Consider the following 22,563-nt stretch of genomic DNA (forward strand, 5'->3'; position numbering starts at 1 on the left):
ATGTAAAGGTGGTGACATCAAAGTCGAGTAATACTAATCATCCGAAGCTTTCAAGAGCAGTAAACTGTTGTTTGTTCTTCCTAACTTAACTTCTTTCAATAATATGTCATTTGTTTAGTGTAAAAGCTGCAAGGCGAAAGCTGCGCAATAAAGCGAAAAGATATATACTAAATCATTAAAAATATTTAGGTGCCTATATCGGTGGTGTCCACCTCTTCCCATTCCGAACAGAGAAGTTAAGCCCACCAGAGCCGATGGTACTGCGGTAACACGTGGGAGAGTAGGTCGGTGCCAAATCTTAAAGAAAGCCGGTAGTCAGAAGACTATCGGCTTTTCTTGTTAATCGGTTTTTTTTTATAAGCAGGTTCTACGGGAAATTATTTTGCCCCATTATTATTCTGAAAGAATCCTGTAACGCTCCAGGTTGAGGGAAATAATATTTCCTCTGTACCATCATCATCTTTTCAAGGATTCCAATATTTGATTAAGAAGGTTTGTAATTTCTATAGCATCCATGCTGTCTGCTATAATCATAATTTATATGGTACATAATCCATATGCTTCTTGTAGCATTCTGAACTTGTTGCCTTGTCGTTAGGATGGCTAAATAGGGTAGCCTATCTACTTGAAGTTTTGTAACGGTGTTTGGTGTCCTTTCCTGATACTCTGCTTTATTCGGAAATTCTAATTAGCAGACTAATGTTGACTTATGGATTTGCCTACTAAGTGTTTACTTTGAAATAAGTATTGAGCGTTAGCATACATGCCGTAGGTAATGATGATAAGAGTGTTGAAGAGGTTCTAAGTATGAGCAATCTGGTAGAACCGAGGATAGGATAAATAGTTTATACTGCAGAAGGATTGAATATCCTTCTGCAGTATAAGATTATTTTTTTTGCTGAGATAGAAATGTTACTAGTGATGCGAGCTCTTCATAAGATAATGAATTAGCAAGGCCTGCTGGCATCATAGAAGAGTCCATTTCTTTGCGGGATAAGATATCGGTGGCTTTAATATTAAATACTTCGCCAACAATATTTCTCATGACTACTTTGGTAGCGGTTTCTTCGGTTATGAATCCCATATAGGTTTTATCTCCTTTTGCAGATATCATTACCGTAGCAAAGCCTTGGGAAATAGAGGCATCTGGCTTAAGAATAGACTCTGCTATTTGTTCCCGATTCATAATTGAACCGACCTGCCCCATAAAAGGGCCTTTCATTTTTTCGCCTTTTTTAATGCTGTGGCATGCGAAACAACCCTGACTCGTAAATATAGCCTTACCTTTTACTGGATCGCCTGGTAATTTAGCTATAGCCAAAAGCACATCTTCGATAGATGAGTTTCCAACCTGACCTTCTTTGTTCTTTATTTTCTCCAGGTCGACTTTTTGCTCTTCTGTTGCTGCAATTTTCTCTTCCACGGCAAAGGCAGGAATTTCCATACGGTGACGTGCGTTCAGATCTATAAAAAATTGTCTTCCATTGGCATCGGTTTTTTTAGATTCTGCTAATATAAATTTTTCGATAGCTGGTGATCCTTCCCAAAGTACAGCTTTAAAGAATGGCCCATGAGAATCTGGTCTGGTACCCCACCACCATGATGCATCATAGCTATCTTCTTTTTTATAAAGACGCGATAGCGTAATCAGGATTTGTTTTTTTAATTTTTCGTCTTTAGATTGTTGATAAGCTTTTATCAATCCATCAACCGCTTTCTGGTTATGCATGTAGCGCAATGCCCATAATGCGAGATTTGATTGCTCAGTTCCAATAGCTGCTATACAGGCGTCTAAAGCATTTAGGCTTACTAAAGCCTGCACAGCCAGGTGTGGGATAATAATGTCGGAATTAGGATTGGCATGGGGACCTTCTACGTCTTTTGCAGGTTCTGTAAATGAGGAAGGAACTTTAGTTTGGAGCAAAGCAGAAGCTGTTTCTAGATTGCCCAAACGTCCTAGTCCGATAGTTGCTATTGCCTGAACCCTTTTGGATGGATCCTTAAGTCCTAGTAAAAATGGTTCAGCGCTCACGTTTTTGAGGTATGCTTTAGAATCTGCAAGGGCACGCAGTGCAAATTCTCTCATTACATCTTCTTGGGTAAGTTTTACTAAAGAAGGGATTGCATTTTCTTTAGCTAGTTGTGCATAAGTATACATCCCTGCTATACGGGACTCTAAAGAAAGGCTTTTATCCGATGCAACTTTTAGCGAAGCCTTAGTTGCTTGTTTATTTGGACGGCTAATCAATTCCTGAGATGCAGTTATACGTGCAACAGCACTTGAGGATTTTAGCAATTCAATTAATGTTTTTACAGACACTTTTTTTACATCCGGGAATGCTTTGTAAGTCCAGTTTTTGGGCACTGCAAGTGCTACATATCCTTTGCTTGGGCTACCTGAGTAACCTGCACCATCCCAAGCTGAGAGATAGAGTCGGCCGGAACCATCCACATCCAAATCTGTAATTTGGGGTAGTTTAATAAAATCTTCATCCTTTTGCGTAAAGGTTGGTCCATCAGGAGTAACCCTATGTATATATAACATACTCTGGCCCCAGTCGGCCATCATTGGTACTTTATTATATTTTTCGGGCCAGTTTGGTTCGTCCATAAACAATGCACCTGTTCCTGAGCCGCCTCCAAGATCTGCAAGTGCCGGTATTATTTCATCGGTAAAATGTTGAAACAATACTGGGTATCCATACTCTCCGGATTGGATATGATGTGAAAATCTCACATTCCATCCTCCACCATCATTAGTGTTTTCTCTCGTAAAAATATTCATATATGGATCAATTGCCAGATCATAAACATTACGAGTACCATGGGTGTAGACTTCCATTCCTGTGCCATCAGGGCGCACACGAACAATACCACCTCCAAGCATGGTTAGTTTTTTACCACTTCGGTCAGTAGCATCATGGAAACCGAAATCTCCTACTGCAATGTAAATCCATCCATCAATCCCCATTCTGATACCATTAGTTGCATGGTCCGTTCCTCTTTCCCTGATGTATTTCGCATTGCTAATATTTTTAATAAGTACCTTTGAAGGTCCATCTGCTTTCCCATCACCATCTTTATCTTCAAAAACGACAAGATCCATACCTGTCGCTGCACGCGTTTCTGCAGAAAAGGTCGTGTGTAAAACAAAAACTTTCTCTCCCTGGGCAATTAGACCTCTTGGATTGTCAACCATAGCAAATTCAATGTGTTGATCCATTGTGCCATCATTATTCTTATCTATAAGTTTGAGGATACGACCTTTGTTTGGATCTTTCCCTAGTGATCCAATCATATCTATTCCAACAAATACTTCACCTGTTGGAGCTACTGCCAGGCAGGCAGGACTTGGTGTAACTTCCGGACCTGCAAAACGAGTGATTTTGAGTTCTTCCGGGGCAGCAATAGGAGCCTTAGGTTTGCTCACAAAAAAATTCATGCCCCCAAAGAATATTAGGGAGCCGACGAGACTTAAAGAAAATTTAATCATTTGTATGTAGTTTGTTTGTGTTGTAGCCGTGAATATCTAAATAATTCCTTTCACTTCTTAGTATCTTTTTTAAGATTCATAATTTGGACCTTTCTAAAGTCAACAGGTTGACCTTCACTTTGTAGTGCAATAACCCCTTCTTTCAGTAGTTTTCCATCAAGTTTAACGGCTGGGTCGAAATTATTTACGACTCCACCTCCAATCTGTGGCTTTGAATATTGTAAAACAGTGTCCCCATTGATAAGATGAGTAATTAGTGAATCTCCTAATACGATTAGCTCTGCGCGTACCCATTCATCTTTTTTATATGTTTTAGATTTTGAGTCGATACAATGCCTTTTGTCTATTTTGCCTTCATATATTACATCTGTACCCGGTGAGCACATATTACCAGTAGGTCTGGGTTTTCCATCTTCTAAACCTGCCAGCAATTGGAATTCAATTGATATAGGCCAGTCCTGGTCTTTAAGCATGGTTTTCGGATCCTGAGAATGGAACATAATTCCGCTGTTATTAATGGTATAAGCAGGAGCATCTGATTTCCATTCGCCCGTGATTCTGTATTCTACTAACAAATGGTAGTGAGAAAATGGTTGTTTATAATACAGATGGCCAAATTGGTTATTGTAGGCACCATATTGATCATATCTGACTTTAATCATACCATCCTCAACTCTGAATGTATTTGCATAATTGTCGCCAATCTCATGATGATTGATTTTTACATTCCAATCTTTGATGTCCTTACCATTGAATAAATCTATCCATTCTGGATCATTCTTGGATTTGAGCGTTGAACAGCTGGAGATAAGCATGGATAGTGCTAATCCAATTTGAAATGTTAATTTGAAAGATGTTGTTGGTTTCATAGCTTGTTTTGATTGTAAGATATTAATATGCATGATAGAATCCAATTAGTAATGACTACAATACCGCACACTTCTAGTGTTAAAATATGCTAAATGTTTAAGCTGGAAGTAATAAAAACGTATAATTGTATTTCAGATGAATCTATCAAAATATTGGGTAATGAGATTTAAACATATATTATATTTTACAATATGCTTCTTTTTTAGCACAGCAGCTTTTTCGCAAAGTAAGGATGTTAAGCTTCCTGCAAATTGGTATAATTTGGATTTGTTGCAAGATGGGTACTTTGGGATAAGCACTGAGAAAGCTTATAAAGAGATACTACAAAACAGAAAACCTAAAGAAAGCATAATTATAGCTGTAATTGACGGAGGAGTTGACACTAATCATGAAGATTTAAAGGATGTGTTATGGACCAACAAGAAGGAAATTCCTAACAATGGCATTGATGACGATGGTAATGGTTATGTAGATGATATACATGGATGGAACTTTATAGGGTCTAAAAAGGGGAATTTAGCTTACGATAATTTGGAATTGGTTCGAATCCTCAGGGCTTATCAACCTAAATATAGATCAACGATTAAGTCAACGGTATTAGATAGTACGGAAAAGGAAGAATTTGCGCTCTATACTAAGGCGACAACTGAATTTGGTATCAAGTATAATGATGCTCATGAAACATTTGCTGTTATTGCTGTTATAAATAAGGTGTTGGATTCTGTAGGGAAGTTGCATCATAAGACTATTCCTTCATTAGAGGATATTGATACTTATAAAGCTGATGATGAAATGGAGGAACATTGTAAGAAAATTATCAGGAAGGGGGCAAAAGAGAGTGGGTCAATCGAAAAGTTTCATAAAGAAATGAAGGACGCTTACAAGCAGTATGATGTGATGTTGCGTTATAACTTGAATCCTAAATACGATGAACGCGCAGAGCTTGTTGGTGATGATTATAATAATGCAAATGAGCGAATTTATGGTAATAATGATGTAGCAGGTCCTAATGCAGAACATGGTTCTCATGTGTCGGGAATTATAGGTGCTAAAAGAAACAATAATATTGGTATAAACGGTATTGCTGATCATGTCCGTATAATGGGCATAAGAGTTGTTCCGGAAGGAGACGAACGTGATAAGGATGTGGCTAATGGTATTCGATATGCGGTAGATAATGGGGCGCGAGTAATTAATATGAGTTTTGGTAAAGGCTTTAAATGGAATAAAGCCGTTGTGGATGAAGCCGTAAAATATGCGGCGGAGAAAGGGGTTTTATTAGTGCATGCCGCTGGTAATGATAATAAGAATAATGATGTTGAAGAGAATTATCCTACCAAATATTATGACAGTCCTGAAGCTGTTGAATATAAAAGACTGCACAAGAAGAAAGAACCAACTCTTAAGGAGATGGTACAAAACCCGATGCGGGGTAACACTATGGGACAGACGCGTGTTGGGCCATTAAAGACCGTATTAGATACAGCTAAGTTTCAGTTACCTCAAGCAAATAACTGGATAGAAGTTGGCGCTAGTGCTTATAAAAATGATGCTACTTTAAAAGCATCTTTTTCTAATTATGGTAAGTATACGGTTGATGTATTTGCTCCGGGATTTATGATTAATTCAACTGTCCCAGGATCTAAGTATGAAGAATTTGATGGGACAAGTATGGCTGCGCCTGTGGTTTCAGGCTTAGCTGCTTTAATTTTATCCTACTATCCAGATCTAAAACCACACCAGGTAAGAGATATTATTATGAAATCTGTGGTTAAGGTAGAACAGAAAGTTAAGCGAGAAAATGAAAGAGGTGAATCAGAAAGAGTATACTTTAAAGAATTATGCGTTAGTGGTGGGATTGTAAATGCTTATCAGGCTTTAAAATTAGCTGCGACATATAAAGCTAATCCTTAGTGAAAAGAGGTACTTAGTTACTGTGTGATCAATGATTTGCGAAGCAGGGGTAGCCTGATCCTATTACTAATGTATGTCGTAAAATTAGGGTGTCCAAACAGTGTGAACACCCCAATAATAATTCTTATTTAATAACTACTTTCGCTCCTTCAGTTAATTCCTCAGTTGCTGCTTTTACAATCTGATCTTCGGGTTGTAATTCTCCAAAAACTTCCTGGAGTTCTCCTTTTCTTATGCCTACCGAAACAGGGATTCTTGATATAATATTGTCTGCCACCTTAATAATAAAAGTTCCTGACTGTGCATTTACGATACTACTCACAGGCAACCAGGTGGTAGGAGCAGGCCTACGCATATTCAGTTTTACCTGAGCATACTCGCCGCCTCCAAGTTCAGCAGAACTATTGTTAACGTCGAATTCAGCCGTACTTGATCTGGATTGTTGATCAAGTACTCCACTTATCCTCGACAACTTTGACTGGAATACCTTGCCAGGATGATTGGCTACTGTGAAAGACACTTTAGTTTCCTTATTTATCGATTGTGCGTGTTTCTCGGGGATGGCTACAGTTAACCGTAGATTCTTCGTTTGGGCTATAGAAAAAAGTGCAGTTTGTGAGCCTTCACCTACCAAAGCCCCAAGGGAGACTTTTTTGTCTGTAATAACGCCATCAAAAGGTGCTGTGATTCTTAAATATTGCTGTAGCTGCGCAGAAACACCTGTTTTTGCTTTTACAGAAGCAAATGCGGCACTATCACTCCGGAATTTACTTCTTGCCCTGTCTAATTCTATTTCTGCTACTGCACCGGATTTTGTAGATGCTTTTTTAAGTCTATCATAAGACTGACGGCTGTACAGGTAATCTTCATAGAATTTGTTTTCATCTGATTTCGCTGCAAGGTATTGCTGGCTGATTTCCGGGGCTTCCAGCACAGCCAACAATTGGCCTTTGCGCACTTTGCTTCCTCTGTCAACCAGAATGTTCTTAACAAAGCCCTTTACTTTTGGGTATAAGACAACCTCTTCGAAAGCTTTTAATTCTCCAGGTAGTTCCAATGCATACCCAGGTTGATCTAAAATCGGATTAATTACCTCTACAGCGGTCGGGTTCTTAGATTTTGATGGGGCCATTTTAGGCTTTTCATTTCCACATGCAGCTATTAACAGTAGAAGGGGAAGGAAATAAAATAGTTTAGTATGTGGGTTACAAATGATTTGTTTCATCTATTTATAGTTTTTTTGTAAGATGAAGCCTTTAATCTTATTGGCTTCATGATTTAATTTATTGACCGGTTGGAATTAATACATTTTTTAGATTTGAATTTTCAGGATCATCTGGATCTAGTGATGGGCTATTCCTGGTTTTGTTTTTCATGACCAGTGTATATAGGTGCGGCAATACCAGCAGTGCAGTCAAAGTTGATAATAGCAGTCCACCAATTACAGCCTGACCCAGTGGGGCAACCTGCTCTCCACCTTCGCCCATGCCCAATGACATAGGGATCATGCCGGCAATCATGGCAAGTGTAGTCATGATGATCGGCCGAAGTCGGGATGATGCAGCAAGAAATGCGGCTTGTCTGGAATCAAGGCCATGTTTTAAACGGTTTACTTCTGCCTGGTTGATCATCAGTACCGCGTTTGAAACTGAAACCCCAACCGACATGATAATACCCATATAGGACTGTAAATTCAAGGTGCTTCCACAGATGATGAGCATAATTAAACTACCGCCTATTACGGCAGGAACAACGGATAATATCAATCCTGAGACTGCAAAAGATTGGTAATAGGCAGTCAGCATTAAAAATATCACCACTATGGCTACTAATAACCCTGTTTGAAGTCCGGAAAGTGTATCGTCAAGCAGTTGCATTAATCCTTCTGTAGAAACAATAACACCTCTTGGTGCCTCTCCAATAGTGTCGATTGCCTCTTTTACAGCTTTGGATGCAGTACCAAGGTCGGACTGATGCGTGTTGGCAAGGATGCTGGCATACCTGTTTGGTCCCTCTCTGTTAACCTGGGCAGGAAGTTTAGTCAATGACAAAGTTGCTACATCTTCCAAAACAGGTCCTGAGGCTCCTGATTTTAGCGGCAGCGACCTCAACTTATCAAGTGACTGCATATCAGCTTCAGGAATCTGAACCTGTACCTGGAACACCAATCCTGATTTTGGATCTACCCAAAGGTTTTTATTGGTAAATCGCGTGGAGGACGTAGCTATGGTCAGTGTACGAGCAACATCTTCCATTGTTAAACCAAACTGTGCGGCAAGTTCACGGTTCACATTGATCTGAACACTTGGTGAATTGAGGGGTTCAGCTATCCTTACATCTCTTAAGGATGGTATTTTTAATAATTCGGCCTCAATCTTTTTAGCAAACTTTTCTGCGCCCTTCAATTGTGCTGCAGCTACCTTAATCTGAATTGGAGTCATAGCTCCTTGACTCATGATCTTTTCCACCAATTCTATAGGTTCAAAACTCACTTTAAGTTCTGGTATACTTGATTGGATTTCTTTACGTATAGATTCTTTTAAGTCTGCAATGGATCCGGTAAAAAGATGCTGATCTATGGAAACCTGCAACACAGATTCGTGCGAACCGCTGGTAAATAAAAAGATAGGATTAATGGCTGTGGCAGATGGTTGCAGTCCGACAAAAGCAGAGCTGATTTTTATTGCATTTTCTGGCAATTGTTCCTGAATGATACTGGTAACTTTTTTCAGGTAGGCTTCGGATTTTTCCAAACGGCTACCTTCGGGTGCAATAATCCTTAACTGAATATCACCGCTATTACTCGCCGGAAGTATATCAGTTCCTATGATTAGTGATCCTGTAGTGATAAGTACTAATACGATAAGCGTATAGATTCCTAAAACGCCTGCAATTTTATTTTGTCCATATTTTGTAATGGCCAGGTAACCATGTTTAAATTTCTCAAATCGGGTTAGAGGTTTCTTTTGATTGTTAGGCTTATGATGAACCAGTAGTTCAGGCTTCATTAGCCAGTTGGCCAAAATAGGTACAAAGGTCTGTGAGGCTATAAAGGAAGCGATCATCGCAAAAGCAACTGCCATTGAAAGCGGCATAAACATATCCTTTGGTATGCCAGTCATCATAAATGAAGGGATCAACACTGCCAGGATACAAAACAAGATCAGGATTTTAGGGATGGAGATTTCTAACAGTGCATCCAGAATTGCCCGTTGTTTGGGCTTTTCCATTTCAAAATGCTGGTGAATATTTTCTATCGTCACTGTGGCTTCGTCTACGAGTATACCTATAGCCAGTGCCAGACCACTTAGTGTCATGACATTAATTGTCTGGCCAAACATGTACAGCATAATTACCGCCGAAAGTATCGCAATAGGTATAGTTAGTACAACGATCAGTGCACCTCTTGAATCGCCTAGGAAAAGAAATACCATAATCCCGGTAAGTAATGCACCAAGTACCCCTTCGTGGATCAGGTTTTCCAATGATCTTTCTATATATCCTGACTGATCGAATACATATTTGATATCCACATCTTCGGGCATAGCTGCTTTTAACTTAGGGATTGAAGCCTTGAGGTTTTCGACAACTTTTAAAGTTGAAGCATCTGCTTTTTTGATTACAGGTAGATAAACAGATCTTTTTCCATTAATGATTGCGTATCCTGTGGTTACATCCGCTGCATCTTCAACCGAAGCGATGTCCTTTATGAAAATGGTGTTACCGGCAGTAAGTTTTACCGGAATGTTCAGGAATTCTTCAGGCCCCTTGGCAACTGAGTTTAAGGGACTCATCAGGTTCTGATCTCCAATGCGGATATTCCCGGCTGGAGAAGGGAAATTGTTTTTAGCAATCGCCATGGTTACTTCCTGAGCGGAGAGTCCATAGGACTGCATCAGTTCAGGATTTACTTTTACGACCATGGTACGTACATTCCCCCCAAATGGGGCGGGTGCTGTTACGCCTGGGATGGTCACAAACATAGGCCTGATCTTAGTCAGGGCAAGTGTTTGAAGTTCCGTAATAGAACGTTTAGGACTTTCAAACACCAGCTGGCCAATAGGCATAGAGCTACCGTCAAATCTTACTACCTGCGGAGGAACTGCCCCGGGAGGGAGAAAGCCCATCGCCCTGGAAACCTGTGCAGAGACTTCTCCGGAAGCCTGGGCCATATCTGCACCAGGATAAAAGGTCAGTTTCATTAAGGTGAAACCCTGTACACTTTTAAAATCAATGGCTTTTACCCCGCTAACAAAAATCAGTACTTTCTGGAACTCGTTGGCCATAAAGCCATCCATATAAGCCGGTGTAAGTCCGCCATAAGGCATGGCTATATAAATTACCGGAAGTTCAACTTTAGGGAATATATCGACATTTATATTTCGTATTGCTGTGAAAGAGAAATAGGCGATAGCAATTATAGCTACCATTATAGTGAGTGGTTTTTTTAGGGCAAACCTAATCATATTCATAGTGCTTAATTAAAATGGTTGAGTAAATAAGAAAAGTCGCCCGAAATTTCAGCCTGAGCAGTAATCAGGTTCCAGTAATTCTGACCGGCTTGAATGTTTTCACGTTCTGCAGCCTCTAGTAAAGACTGGATCTGAAGTAGTTCTGTAAGATTGATCAATCCGCTTTCATAGCGGGACAAATAAAGTTCGTATGCATCGGAGGCCTTTTTAAATGCCTTATCACTTTCTTTGAGTAGTTGCTGCTGTTGGGTAATTCTCGATGATAAAGCCTGCAAAGAAGTACTCATTTGTAACCTTTGAAGATTGTATTTCGCCTGAACTCCCTGAATGGTTTTTTTTGATCGTTTCTTTTCAAGGGAACTGGTGTAGGCTCCGCTGATATTCCAGGTCAATCCGATTCCTACAAGATAATTGTCTGCAAAATTCTGGTATCCTGAGCCTAGACCATTTTCTGCTATGCCATTTTTTCCAATGCCACTGCCTCTGGTAGATACCCCTCCAAGAACAGATAATGATGGAAAAATTTTGCGAGAAGCTACCTGCTCCATGGCTTTTTCATACTGCAGTTGCTTATCGATAACCTGAAGATAAGGGTGGTCTTTTTTTACACTATCCGTAGCTATAGCCATGCTGTCACCCATTGCTGGGACTTGCTCTTGTGGTGACCAATCTCGTAATGGAACGACCTCTTGGAAGTTTATCTTACTTGCTTCATATTTGCCCAGCCATTCATGTCTGACTGCCAAAGCTTGTGAATAAGCCGAGGAAGCAAGGGCCGTATCCGCTCCGGGTTTTAGGCCCGCCAATGATAGACTAACCGATAAATCGAGGATTTGATTAACGCGTTTCACATTTTTTTCAGCCCAGTTTAAATTGGCATGGCTGTAATAAATATCAAGATATAGCCGGCTAACTTTGGAATGCAAGGATAATTGTGCGGCATCATAGCTGCTTTGAGCACCCTGAGCCTGGTATTCAGCGGCATCAATTGCTTTACGCTGCTTTCCAAATTCAAAAACTTTCCAGTCCATAACAACTGAGCCAAAAGTGTTGCCAGTTGCCTGAACTCCGCTACCTATGGGTGTATTGTTACCTGTGACATTAAAAACACCTGGAACCGGAAAAAATGCGCCGCTACTTCCCTGAAAAGTTCCATAAGAATTCTGTGCCTGTAGCTGTACTTGTGGGATGGCTCTGCTTTGGACTTCCTTTTTACGGATCTGATATTCTCCTACGGTAGCAGCACGCTCGGCCAGGCCCGGATAAGTTCGATCAGCTTCAGCAAAAGCTTCTTTGAGTGTTAATGTATTTTTCTGTTGGGCTTTTAGTTGCGCGGCAAATGCAATCAACACCAAACATGTTAGTTGAAGAGTATACTTCATTCTCTTTAAATGTTAGATTATAGAATTGAGCAAATAGTAAACTAGTACCGGTATTTAATCCAGTACATAAGGGGCAGTAAGAAACTGCAATTCGCTAATTCTATATTAAGAGAAGTCTGTTTTGTAGAAACAGAGAAAGCTCGGGCCAACGCAGTAGTGAATACGGAATTGGTAGCTGTAAATGATTGTTAAAGACAGCGAGCAGGGAAATAAGGAAAGCTGGTAGCACGAAATAGAGCACCATAAATGTTTCGTTTCCTGAATTGTGCTGACTAACAAAGGATAGTAGATTGTCTTTAGCGTCGGTTAGCTTTTCACAAGTTGTAGAAAGCGCATCTAGTTTGCCATTGGCCGTTAAACCTGTTTTATTCGGCTTACCGGTCTGCATGTTTGACAGGGGAGGAGTTGAAAGAAAATGTTGGATGCCTTTTCTCACGGCGCAGGATGAAAGCACAACAAGTATAATCAACAGGCAAGCACTTAGAAGCTTGTAGCTTTTAAGATTTATTCTGTTTAATTTATACTCCATTGATTTTTTCATTGCAGCAAAAGTAGGGTTTTTAATCTGAACGAGGTAAAAGATTGTTTTTTAAACCACAATATTAAATACCCTTCTTTTTTCCATACTTCAAAGTACTAACTTATTACGTTTTTCGAAATCAAGGTATTTGACCATTGTTTGATACCTTCTTCATAAGTACTAGGTTTAAAATTAAAAGCTTTTTCAAATTTTGAGGAGTCTAAATGATAATCGTGGTCATATTGATAATACATTTCCACTGTCCCTGCAACGACCTTTTTAAATAAACCAACCATTTGCAGCATCAATTTATTCACCGTAGTAAAGTTGCCCTTTGCACCAAAAATGTCCGCGGCCAATGTAATCATCTCCTGACCGGTTATTGGTGTGGCAGTTGGCAGGTGCCAGATCTGATTCCCAGAAGCTTCGTGCTGGCCCAGCAAATACATTGCTTTTCCCGTATCAGGGATATAAGTGAAATTATGGAGTTTCTTAGGATCGCCGATCCATTGCGCAGTTTGGTGTTTAGCAAATTTATCCAGCACCATGCTGCCCAGGAAGCTATTCATAGAATCGGTGCCATAAAAATCAGCAGCTCTGGCAATCGTAGCCTGAATATTGCCCGACTTCACTTCTTCCATTAGCTGAGTGGCAATTTTCGCCCTGACTTCACCCTTTACACTTACAGGATTGTAAGGGGTACTCTCCAACATTGGGCCATTGACTAATCCATACATATATACGTTATCAAAAAATAGCAGTCTGGCTTGTGTTTCCTTTGCTACATTGATTAGGTTCTGCATGATGACTGGCCATTGTTGCTTCCAGATTCCTTTATCATAAACCAGTCCTGCACACATATAGATGACCGTTGATCCTTTCACAGCGTCCAATACTTCTGAATAGTTCAACAAATCTGCCTTTCTCCAGGTCATCCGGGCATCGGTAGTCTTTACCGGCCTCCTGCTAACCAGTCGTACTTCTTCATTATGCTTTAACAATTCACGTGTCAGCGCATTTGCTGATGGCCCGCCGGCTCCCAATATGGTATGCATAGTTTTTGGTTTTGATCTACGTCAAAGGTAAGCGGCTGTAGGTGTTCAAAACGTTAACAAAAGATAAGCATTTCAGCTGGTTACAGGTCCTCTTAAAGTCCTTTTACGAATTCTTGAAAGAGAAACCGGGGTAATACCCAGAAAATTGGCCACATAATGCTGAGGAATACGCAATAGTAAGCCGGCCTGATTTTCAAGCATGGTTAAGTAACGTTCTTCGGGGCTTTGCACAATGAAAGCAGTAATCCGATCTTCATAGCAACAGATATAATATTCGGCTATTAACCTGCCAAACTGCTCCATCTTAAAGGCAAGCTTAGGATGAGCCAATAGCTGCTGCATATCTTCATAAGCAATCAAAATCAATTCCGTATCCTCCATGGCCTGGATGCAGGTGAGGCTTGGCTCTTGTTTGAGGTAACTTTTATAAGAACTTACAAATTCATTTTCAAAGCAAAAATATCCTGTAATTTCTGCTCCATCCTTTACATGGTAAAATCTTAAAGAGCCCTTAATCACGAAACCTACATGCTTGCAAACTTTACCATGAACTACAAAGTGATCTTTCTTTTTAATGCTTGAAGCCATTAAATAAGGAGTAAGTTCGATCCACTCCGCATCGGAAAAAGTAACGAATTTTGCGAGTCCTTCCTTAAATATCTGCAATGTTGTTTTAGAAATCATTTGATTTTTCATGATTAAGCCCGAATTCTATGTTTATAAAAGTAGAGAAAAATAAACATTGGTGGACAGCACATTTTTATTGGCATAAAAAAAAGAATACCGGATTCATTTAACATTTTGTTAATATGTCTGTCATTTGGCAGGTCTAATTTTGCTTCATATTTTATGGGCGAAAATAATACTGCCGGGTTTAACGAAGATGATGTACGTACACTCGATGACAAAGCATTCGAGGATCTTTACCGTCGCATGTATCCTACGCTTAAAAAGTACGCGATATATCTGGTCAAAGATATGGAAGAGGCACAGCTCATTTTAAACGATGTGTTTATATCCATATGGAAAAATAAGATTCTGCTCCTTAATGAAAAGGCTTATTTGTTTCGCGCTGTAAAAAATGGAGCCAATAACTATCATAAAACTTCCAGATTAAATTTTCAGCATCTGGAGGAAGAGGAAGTTCAGGAAATCATAGATGTCAGGGCTGATCCTTTTCAAACATTTATGTATAAGGACAGAATCCGTATGCTTTATGATTTGATAGATCAAATGCCGGAACGCAGGCGTCTTATTTTCTATATGTATAGAATTGAAGGTTTCAGTTATAAGGAAATTGCATCCTTATTGGATATTTCTGTCCGCACAGTAGAAGATCACCTGGTTAAAGGATTTCAGTTTTTACAGGAAAAGGTCTTGAAAAATGAAGCTGAATTCAGATAAATTGAACTTAACTATTTCTTAATAGAACCTTAACATTTTTCGACCCGTAATCGCAGCCTGAATCTTGTCTTGTAGTTATAAAAGCATAACGATGGACCAAGAAACCTGGAAATTAGTACTCGATTATTTATCTGCAAAGGAGCAGGGCAAGGTGCAGGAATTGGCAGATTTGGAGAAGCATTTGCAGAACTGGCTTCGCAAAGATCCTAAGCACCAACAGGAGTTGGATCAGGCTATATGGCTTTGGGAAAGCACTGCTATGGCGCCACAAAATGAATCCTGGAAAGAAAGTTTTGCTGGCATCCAGACTTTAGTGCAAACAGAAAAGCCTGCAAAAAATAAAACATTTATAATTTGGTCGGCTGCAGCAGCAATTGTGACTGCGATGGCGATGTTTATCTTATTTAATAAAAGCGAGCAAAGGTTTTTACCAAATAATCAAATAGCCTGGATCACGAAAGTGTCAGGTCCTGGAAAGATTACCAATATCATGCTTCCGGACAGTACCGAGATTTGGCTAAATGCAGGAAGTAGCATCAGCTTCCCAGACAACATCAAACAGGCTTCTTTTCGAACGGTTAAATTGAACGGAGAGGCCTTCTTTAAAGTGAAGCGTGATCCAAAACATCCTTTTATCGTACACAGCTTAAACATCCAGACCAGAGTATTGGGGACAAGCTTTAATATCCGTGCATGGGGAAAATCCAGTCCTGAAGTAACAGTGCTTACAGGTAAGGTTGCGGTATCTAGGGATTCCGCAGGAGTACAGTCGAAAGCCATTCATCTCATACCCAATCAAAAGGGTGTTTGCGATTTAAAATCAGGATTGCTACATCTTGAAAATGTAGAAGATGCCCATTTTGCCATTGGTTGGACTGAAGGGAAGATGACATTTGATCAAACTCCGATGGAAGAGGTATTTGAAGCAATAGAACGCCGGTATGCAGTTAAGATTAGAACAGATCACTCTTTCAAACCTTGCAAACTCACCGCAAAATTTGATAACGTCAGCATAAATGAAGTATTAAAAACCATTCAAATGACTTTAGATATCCGTTACACCATTAACAAACAGACAATTTATATAAAAGGAGGTAAATGTAATTAGACAACTATACAAAAATAGCCGAAGCATGTTGGCGCACGCTTACGGCTAAGAATTTCAATTTTATTTTAACCCATCAATGATTAAAACATTCAAAGTTATGAAAAAGTCCGCAGTGACTAATCAATTAATTTTTAAAGTAATGCGTTTTTTTACCCTGATTTATATTTTTCTTTCTGTAATGCTCTTTGCGGGGCAGGCTTCGCCTGTCAAAGCTCAGGACCTAAACAGTCGGATCAGCTTCAGTTTTAAACACGGTACCTTAACCGAATTACTTAAAAATATCGAAAAGAAAACCCGTCTCTCTTTTGTCTATACCAACAATGATGCCGTGTTGAATCGGCGAATTGAAACCATTAAGGCCGATAATGAGTTGGTCAGCAGTTTACTAAATCGCATATTGACCCCTATGCAACTCACTTACCAGGTTCAGAACAACCAGGTTATTATAAAAAAAGCAATTCGCGTTAAAGGTAAGGTCACTGATGAAAAAGGCTTGCCTATACCAGGGGTTAGTGTTATTGAAAAAGGTATGGACAATGTGACTGTTACCAGTTTAAATGGGGAGTATAGTCTAAATGTAAAGGATGTCTCAGCTGCACTTCTTTTTAGAATGATGGGATATCAGACCCAGGAACTTTCTTTAAACGGTCAGGCGGTAATTAATGTGAACCTTAAACCCGATCAAACTGCACTTTCGGAAGTAGTAGTTACCGCATTGGGTATTAAACGTTCTGAAAAGGCACTGGGTTATTCCATTGCAAATGTTAAAGGCAGTGATGTAAACACAGTTAAAGAAGTTAATGTCATCAATTCCCTGGCCGGAAAAGTGGCCGGTGTAAATGTGGTCAGTGCAGGTTCTGATCCGGGTTCTTCTGCCTTCATCACAATTCGCGGACAATCTTCTATTGCGACAGACAACCAGCCACTTTTTGTTGTGGATGGTGTTCCTGTGGCACATTCCTTACGTGCAACGTCGGAGGTAGGGCGTTCTTCAGTAGATTATGGTAGCCCCATTGCTGACATCAGCCCGGATGATATTGAAAGTATTACCATATTGAAAGGCGCCAGTGCTGCGGCTTTATATGGTAGTAGGGCAGGAAGTGGCGTGGTGCTGATCACTACAAAGAGTGGTGCGGTAAATAAAAAAGGCTTAGGGCTGAGTTTCAACTCCAATGCCATGTACGACCAGGCCTGGATGTTCCCTCATTTCCAAAATCAGTTCGGTGCAGGAGAATATACCGATGACCCGGCTGTTTCTACTACCTCAGCCTGGGGTTCTCGATTAGATGTAGGTACCAAACACCTACAATGGAATAGTCCACTTGATGCCAATGGGAAACCAGTACTTACGGATTGGGTTTCACATCCCAACAATGCCAAGGATTTTTATGAGACTGGCTCTACTTCTACCAATAACATTGCCATTACCGGTAAGAATGCAGATGGTAATTACAGACTTTCCTATACTAATCTGGTGAATAAAGGTATTGTACCCAATACAGATTTGAGCAGGAATACTTTAAATCTGGCAGCAACTTATGTCTTGCATCCTAAAGTTAAAATCAGTACTAACCTGGGCTATGTAAACAATAAGAGCGATAACCGCCCATCGGCTTACCGGGAAAGCGTAACGCAAATGCTTTATTCGATGCCTTCTAATATGAGCATTAAAGATTTGAGAAATTATTGGAAACCAGGCCGGGAAAATATAGAACAATTCTCAGCAGACGATTCGGATAACCCATATTTTGTGGCCTACGAACATACCAATGGCTATGATAGAAACCGCATAACCGGGAATGTACAGGCTGTGATTGACCTGACCAGTGACCTGAGTTTCATGGCACGGACCGGGCTTGACATGTATAATGAACAACATGAAACCAAACGTCCTTTTAGTTCCAAACGTTTTAAATTTGGTGGCTATGGCGTAGATAATAGTTTCTTCAAGGAGCAGAATACGGATTTTCTGTTGAGTTATAAGAAAACTTTAAATGAAGACTGGTCATTTATCTTGTCTGTTGGCGGTAATCAGATGAATCAAACTGCCAGAAGTACTGCTCAGCGTACCGAAAGTTTGAGTATTCCCGGAATTTACAACATTAACAATGCACAGGCAGGAACGATAACCAATTCTCAATACAACTCCCGCAAACGGATCAATAGTTTGTATGGAATGGGACACGCTTCTTTTAAAGATATGGTGTTCCTGGATGTGACTGGAAGGAATGACTGGTCTAGTACACTTCCTGCAGAAAACAATTCTTATTTCTATCCTTCGGTTTCCTTAAGCACAGTTTTAACCGATGTATTTAAAGTTAAGTCTGATGTGTTGTCTTTTGCAAAAATCAGAGCTAACTGGGCACAGGTTGGTAGTGATACCAATCCTTATCAATTGTTTAATACCGTTCCTTTTAACCAGGATTGGGGTGATGTGAAAAGGGCAACTATTGAATTTAATCTTAAAAATAACTTCTTAAAACCAGAGATTGCTACTTCTTATGAATTTGGAGGAGATCTGCGCTTCCTTGATAGTCGTGTGGGACTGGATGTAACCTGGTATAAAACAAACAAAAGAAACCAGATCATCAATATCCCAACAACCATTGCCTCGGGTGCTTCAAACCGCTTGATCAATGCTGGTAACATTCAGAATAGCGGATGGGAAATTGGCTTCTTCGCCGTTCCGGTAAAAGCAGCGTTGAAATGGGAAATGAATGTAAACTTCAGCAGGAATGAAAATAAAGTAATCTCTTTGATGGAGGGTTTGCCTGAATACTCTATGGGTAGTGCCGATGGAGATAATATCCGTTACCTCATTAAAGAGGGAACCAAAATTGGAGATTTTTATACACCGAGTTATACCAAGGTGCCAAGTGGGCCAAACGCCGGCGCGGCTTTATTGGATAAAACTGGGCATTACATTCGTAACAATAGCGAATATATCAAAGTAGGTAATTACAATCCTGATTTTACGGTGGGCTTTAACAATACTTTCAGCTATAAAAGTTTTACCCTTAATTTTCTCTTAGACTGGCGTAAGGGTGGTAACTTCTACTCTTATGTAGTTAAGAGTTTGATCAATGCAGGTTTGACAGACAATACCATTGCGGGTCGAGATGCGGCGACCGGTGGTTTACCCTGGGTGGATTCGCAAGGGAAAAATCGGAACGATGGGATGATTATTCCTGGTTACATAGCCAATGGCGATGGTACATTCGGCGAAAATAAGGTCATTATTGCTGCTTCTGATTTTTACAACAATACTTATAATAAGTATTATGAACGCTTAACCTATTCCGCATCGTTCCTGAAGTTGAGAGAGGCTTCCTTAACTTATGTGTTTGATAAGCAACTCTTGCGTAAACTTCCAATCAGCAACCTTTCTTTTTCACTGATCGGTAGAAATCTGTATACCTGGACGGTCAATGGATTGGGTTATGATCCAGAAACTACGATGAGTGTTACTGAAGGCTTTAAATTGGGAGTTGGCCACTGGACACTACCAGGAACACGCTCTTTTGGCTTTAAATTAAGTTGTAATTTTTAATCACTAGCAGAAATGAAATTCGAATATAAAACCATTCTGGTGCTGTTTATGACCCTACTGGGTGCATGCACTAAAGATTTTGAAAAAATCAATACCAATCCAAATGCTCCTGAAACCACCAATACCGAGTTCCTGATGTCTGAAGTGGTTTTGTCTACTGCTTATGCCTACCAGGAAAATGCAGTGGGCAGGAGACCGGCATCTGCAGCGCGGTATCTAACATTGGTTCGCAATACCGGCTATGATCTTTTTGATTGGGGGCCTGTAGACTGGGATGATATTTATGCCCGCTTGTCTGTAAACAAGACTTTCATGGAAACTGCACAGAAGCGTTCCGAGAATCAGTATGTTGCGATCAGCAAAATTATAATGGCTTTTAACTTCAGTTATTTAACTGATTTGTATGGAGATGTTCCCTACTCGCAGGCGCTTAAATCTAAAGAGAGCAATGTGATTTACCCGGAGTACGACCAGCAACAAGTGATCTACCCGGATTTGTTAAAGGAACTTCGTGAAGCCAATAACCTTTTGAAAGGGGGGGCTGCGGAAATCAATGCCAAAGCCGATGTGATGTTCAAAGGTAAAGCCTTACAGTGGCGGAAATTTGCCAACACCTTGCGTTTAAGAATGTTGTTGCGCATTTCTAAAAATTATGCACCAGCATTCACCGAAATGCAGGAAATCATCAGCGATAAAACGGCTTATCCAATTTTTGAAAGCAGTGCTGATAATGCTGAAATTCCTTACCTCGGGAACCTGGCTGCATATAGCTGGCCTGGTGGCCCTTTGGCAATGATCGATTTTGATTACCAGAAAACAAAAGTAAGTAAAGAACTGGTTGATCGCCTTGTTCAAAGAAACGATCCAAGATTGGGTGTTTGGGTTGAGCCCGTTAAAAGTACAACAGGTTCAACGGTAGATCTCAATAGATATGTTGGTGTACCTAACGCTATTGATGCACCTTCTGCTTATAACGGCGGTGAAGATCACGTATCTGTTTTTTCTTCTACTTTTTTCAGAAAGAACGGTGCTACTTCAAATCCTTTGTTGAAAGCCAGTTTGGTTACCTATACCGAGCTATGTTTTATTTTGGCCGAAGCCATGCAGAAAGGTAAGCTAAATGTGTCTGGGGAAACTGCAGAATCGATGTATTATAAAGCAATTAAAGAGTCGATGAGTAGTTATGCGGTAACAGCCCCTGCAAGTTATTACGATCAGTCTCTCGTGAAGTACGATGGTTCACCAGAGCAGTTGATCACGCAGAAATGGATGGCCATGCTGTTCAAAGGTGCAGAAGGTTGGTTTGATCAGCGTCGTACTGGTTATCCTGCTTTCGTAACCGGACCGCTTGCTGCGGGACGTGGAATCCCGAAACGCTATGTATTCCCAGATTCTGAAAGGGCCAAAAACAAACTCAATTACCAAAAAGCAGTGTCTGCTTTCGGAGCGGACAAGGAGTCTACATTAATGTGGTCTCTGAAATAGATTAAAAACACATCAAATTTAATATGATTAGCTTAAAAAGACCGATAGCGCTGATGTTCCTGCTTGTTGTGGCGGCCATCAGCAAAACAAATGCTCAGGATTTTAATCCGAAACCCTTCCCAGACCGTGTGATTTTAACCTGGACCGGAAATCCTGAAGTAAGTCAGACCGTTACCTGGCGTACAGATACAACCATTGCGACTTCTAAGGCGCAAATCAAAGCTGAAGATTCTAGTCCGGCTCTGGAAGAGTCCATCACTACTTACGATGCCGGATCCCGTGTTTTGTCAGGTGGAAATAATTATGCCACTGCAAAATATCATCAGGTTACTTTTACCAATCTGAAGCCGGGAACGGTATATGCTTACCGTGTAGGGGCGGGGGACTATTGGAGTGAATGGTTTCAATTTACCACAGCATCCAATACCAACAAACCTTTTTCTTTCATTTATCTGGGTGATGCTCAGAATGATATCCGTTCAAAATGGTCTCGCGTCATCCGTAAAGCATTTGCGCATCAGCCTGATGCCCGATTCATCATTCATACCGGTGATTTGATTAACCGCTCCAACAATGATAAGGAATGGGGTGAGTGGCATTACGGGGGTGGTTTTATCAACGGGATGATCCCTAGCTTGCCTTCTCCGGGTAACCATGAATATGTAAGAGATGACAAGAGAAAGCTGATTCTGGATCCGCACTGGGGTGTACAATATACCTTACCAGGAAATGGGCCTAAAGGATTGGAAGAATCGGTATACTATGTCGATTATCAGAATGTTCGGATCATATCTCTTGACTCTCAGATGATTATCCTGGATGAAGCTTCAGCTAAAATTCAGTACGAATGGTTGGAAAAGGTTTTAAAAGAAAATAAGAAATTGTGGACAGTAATTACCTTCCATCACCCTATTTTTTCTACTGCCAAAAGTAGAGACAACAAAGAATTTAGAGAACAGTTCAAACCTTTGTTTGATAAGTACCACATCGATCTGGTTTTGCAGGGGCATGATCATACCTATAGCCGCGGACAAAACCTTCCACGAGGCCTATCTGGCAGAGAGGCGAGTGGACCGGTTTATTTGGTTTCTGTAGCGGGACCTAAGATGTACAAAGTAGATAGCGCGCGGTGGATGAATGTATCTTTGGAAAATACCCAGCTTTTCCAAACGATTCGCGTAGACGGTCAAAATTTGAAATTTGAGGCTTACAAAACCTCTGGGGAACTGTTCGATGCTTTCTCCCTGAAAAAAACAAGCCGCGATCGTGCTGCAGAATTTAAAGACTTGAATCCGGCTGCAAGGAAATAA

14 protein-coding genes and 1 rRNA gene are annotated in these 22,563 nt (G+C 40.3%); 7 read left to right on the top strand and 8 right to left on the bottom strand.

Annotated elements, in window-relative coordinates:
* Positions 1-185 precede the first annotated feature (185 nt).
* Positions 186-297 (top strand): 5S ribosomal RNA (gene rrf / locus B9A18_RS11050).
* 589 nt (positions 298-886) lie between these two features.
* Here rrf and B9A18_RS11055 read toward each other — a convergent pair.
* Together B9A18_RS11055 and B9A18_RS11060 are read right to left on the bottom strand one after the other, a co-directional pair.
* Positions 887-3,493 carry a DUF7133 domain-containing protein gene (locus B9A18_RS11055; protein WP_084289359.1) on the bottom strand — a complete coding sequence of 869 codons (2,607 nt, stop codon included), beginning with the start codon at positions 3,491-3,493 and terminating at the stop codon, positions 887-889.
* 50 nt (positions 3,494-3,543) lie between these two features.
* Positions 3,544-4,362, bottom strand: coding sequence for a 3-keto-disaccharide hydrolase (locus B9A18_RS11060; RefSeq protein WP_084289577.1), 819 nt, complete (start codon positions 4,360-4,362; stop codon positions 3,544-3,546).
* Between the two features lie 160 nt (positions 4,363-4,522).
* On the opposite strand from B9A18_RS11060, the gene B9A18_RS11065 reads away from it, so the two are divergent.
* On the top strand, positions 4,523-6,277 hold the full coding sequence (locus B9A18_RS11065; protein ID WP_084289360.1) for a S8 family peptidase: 1,755 nt from the start codon (positions 4,523-4,525) through the stop codon (positions 6,275-6,277).
* A 124-nt stretch (positions 6,278-6,401) separates the two neighbouring features.
* Here the strand turns inward: B9A18_RS11065 and B9A18_RS11070 are convergent, their stop codons facing one another.
* The 6 genes from B9A18_RS11070 to B9A18_RS11095 form a co-directional block, all read right to left on the bottom strand.
* Positions 6,402-7,502 (bottom strand): efflux RND transporter periplasmic adaptor subunit, encoded by a 1,101-nt coding sequence (locus tag B9A18_RS11070; protein ID WP_084289361.1) that lies wholly within the window; start codon positions 7,500-7,502, stop codon positions 6,402-6,404.
* Positions 7,503-7,560: 58 nt separating this feature from the next.
* Positions 7,561-10,749 carry an efflux RND transporter permease subunit gene (locus tag B9A18_RS11075; protein ID WP_084289362.1) on the bottom strand — a complete coding sequence of 1,063 codons (3,189 nt, stop codon included), beginning with the start codon at positions 10,747-10,749 and terminating at the stop codon, positions 7,561-7,563.
* Positions 10,750-10,754: 5 nt separating this feature from the next.
* Entirely contained in the window at positions 10,755-12,131 is a 1,377-nt protein-coding gene (locus tag B9A18_RS11080; protein ID WP_084289363.1) for a TolC family protein, read from the bottom strand.
* A 100-nt stretch (positions 12,132-12,231) separates the two neighbouring features.
* Positions 12,232-12,672 carry a hypothetical protein gene (locus B9A18_RS11085; RefSeq protein WP_084289364.1) on the bottom strand — a complete coding sequence of 147 codons (441 nt, stop codon included), beginning with the start codon at positions 12,670-12,672 and terminating at the stop codon, positions 12,232-12,234.
* A gap of 95 nt (positions 12,673-12,767) precedes the next feature.
* Positions 12,768-13,706, bottom strand: a complete 939-nt coding sequence (locus B9A18_RS11090) for an NAD-dependent epimerase/dehydratase family protein (RefSeq protein ID WP_084289365.1) — start codon at positions 13,704-13,706, stop codon at positions 12,768-12,770.
* 72 nt (positions 13,707-13,778) lie between these two features.
* Positions 13,779-14,402, bottom strand: a complete 624-nt coding sequence (locus tag B9A18_RS11095) for a Crp/Fnr family transcriptional regulator (protein ID WP_084289366.1) — start codon at positions 14,400-14,402, stop codon at positions 13,779-13,781.
* A gap of 153 nt (positions 14,403-14,555) precedes the next feature.
* Here B9A18_RS11095 and B9A18_RS11100 point away from each other — a divergent pair, with 153 nt between their 5' ends.
* The 5 genes from B9A18_RS11100 to B9A18_RS11120 all read left to right on the top strand — a co-directional run bounded on the left by B9A18_RS11100 (position 14,556) and on the right by B9A18_RS11120 (position 22,563).
* Positions 14,556-15,110, top strand: a complete 555-nt coding sequence (locus B9A18_RS11100; RefSeq protein WP_084289367.1) for an RNA polymerase sigma-70 factor — start codon at positions 14,556-14,558, stop codon at positions 15,108-15,110.
* Between the two features lie 91 nt (positions 15,111-15,201).
* Positions 15,202-16,218: a FecR family protein gene (locus tag B9A18_RS11105; RefSeq protein WP_084289368.1), complete on the top strand. Its 1,017-nt coding sequence runs from the start codon at positions 15,202-15,204 to the stop codon at positions 16,216-16,218.
* A 97-nt stretch (positions 16,219-16,315) separates the two neighbouring features.
* The gene (locus tag B9A18_RS11110; protein WP_200816349.1) at positions 16,316-19,768 is read left to right on the top strand and encodes a SusC/RagA family TonB-linked outer membrane protein; all 3,453 of its coding nucleotides are present in this window, start codon (positions 16,316-16,318) and stop codon (positions 19,766-19,768) included.
* A gap of 12 nt (positions 19,769-19,780) precedes the next feature.
* Positions 19,781-21,253: a SusD/RagB family nutrient-binding outer membrane lipoprotein gene (locus B9A18_RS11115; protein ID WP_084289370.1), complete on the top strand. Its 1,473-nt coding sequence runs from the start codon at positions 19,781-19,783 to the stop codon at positions 21,251-21,253.
* A 23-nt stretch (positions 21,254-21,276) separates the two neighbouring features.
* The gene (locus B9A18_RS11120; RefSeq protein ID WP_084289371.1) at positions 21,277-22,563 is read left to right on the top strand and encodes a purple acid phosphatase family protein; all 1,287 of its coding nucleotides are present in this window, start codon (positions 21,277-21,279) and stop codon (positions 22,561-22,563) included.

This window comes from Pedobacter nyackensis (assembly GCF_900176505.1).
Classification (GTDB): Bacteria; Bacteroidota; Bacteroidia; order Sphingobacteriales; family Sphingobacteriaceae; genus Pedobacter; species Pedobacter nyackensis.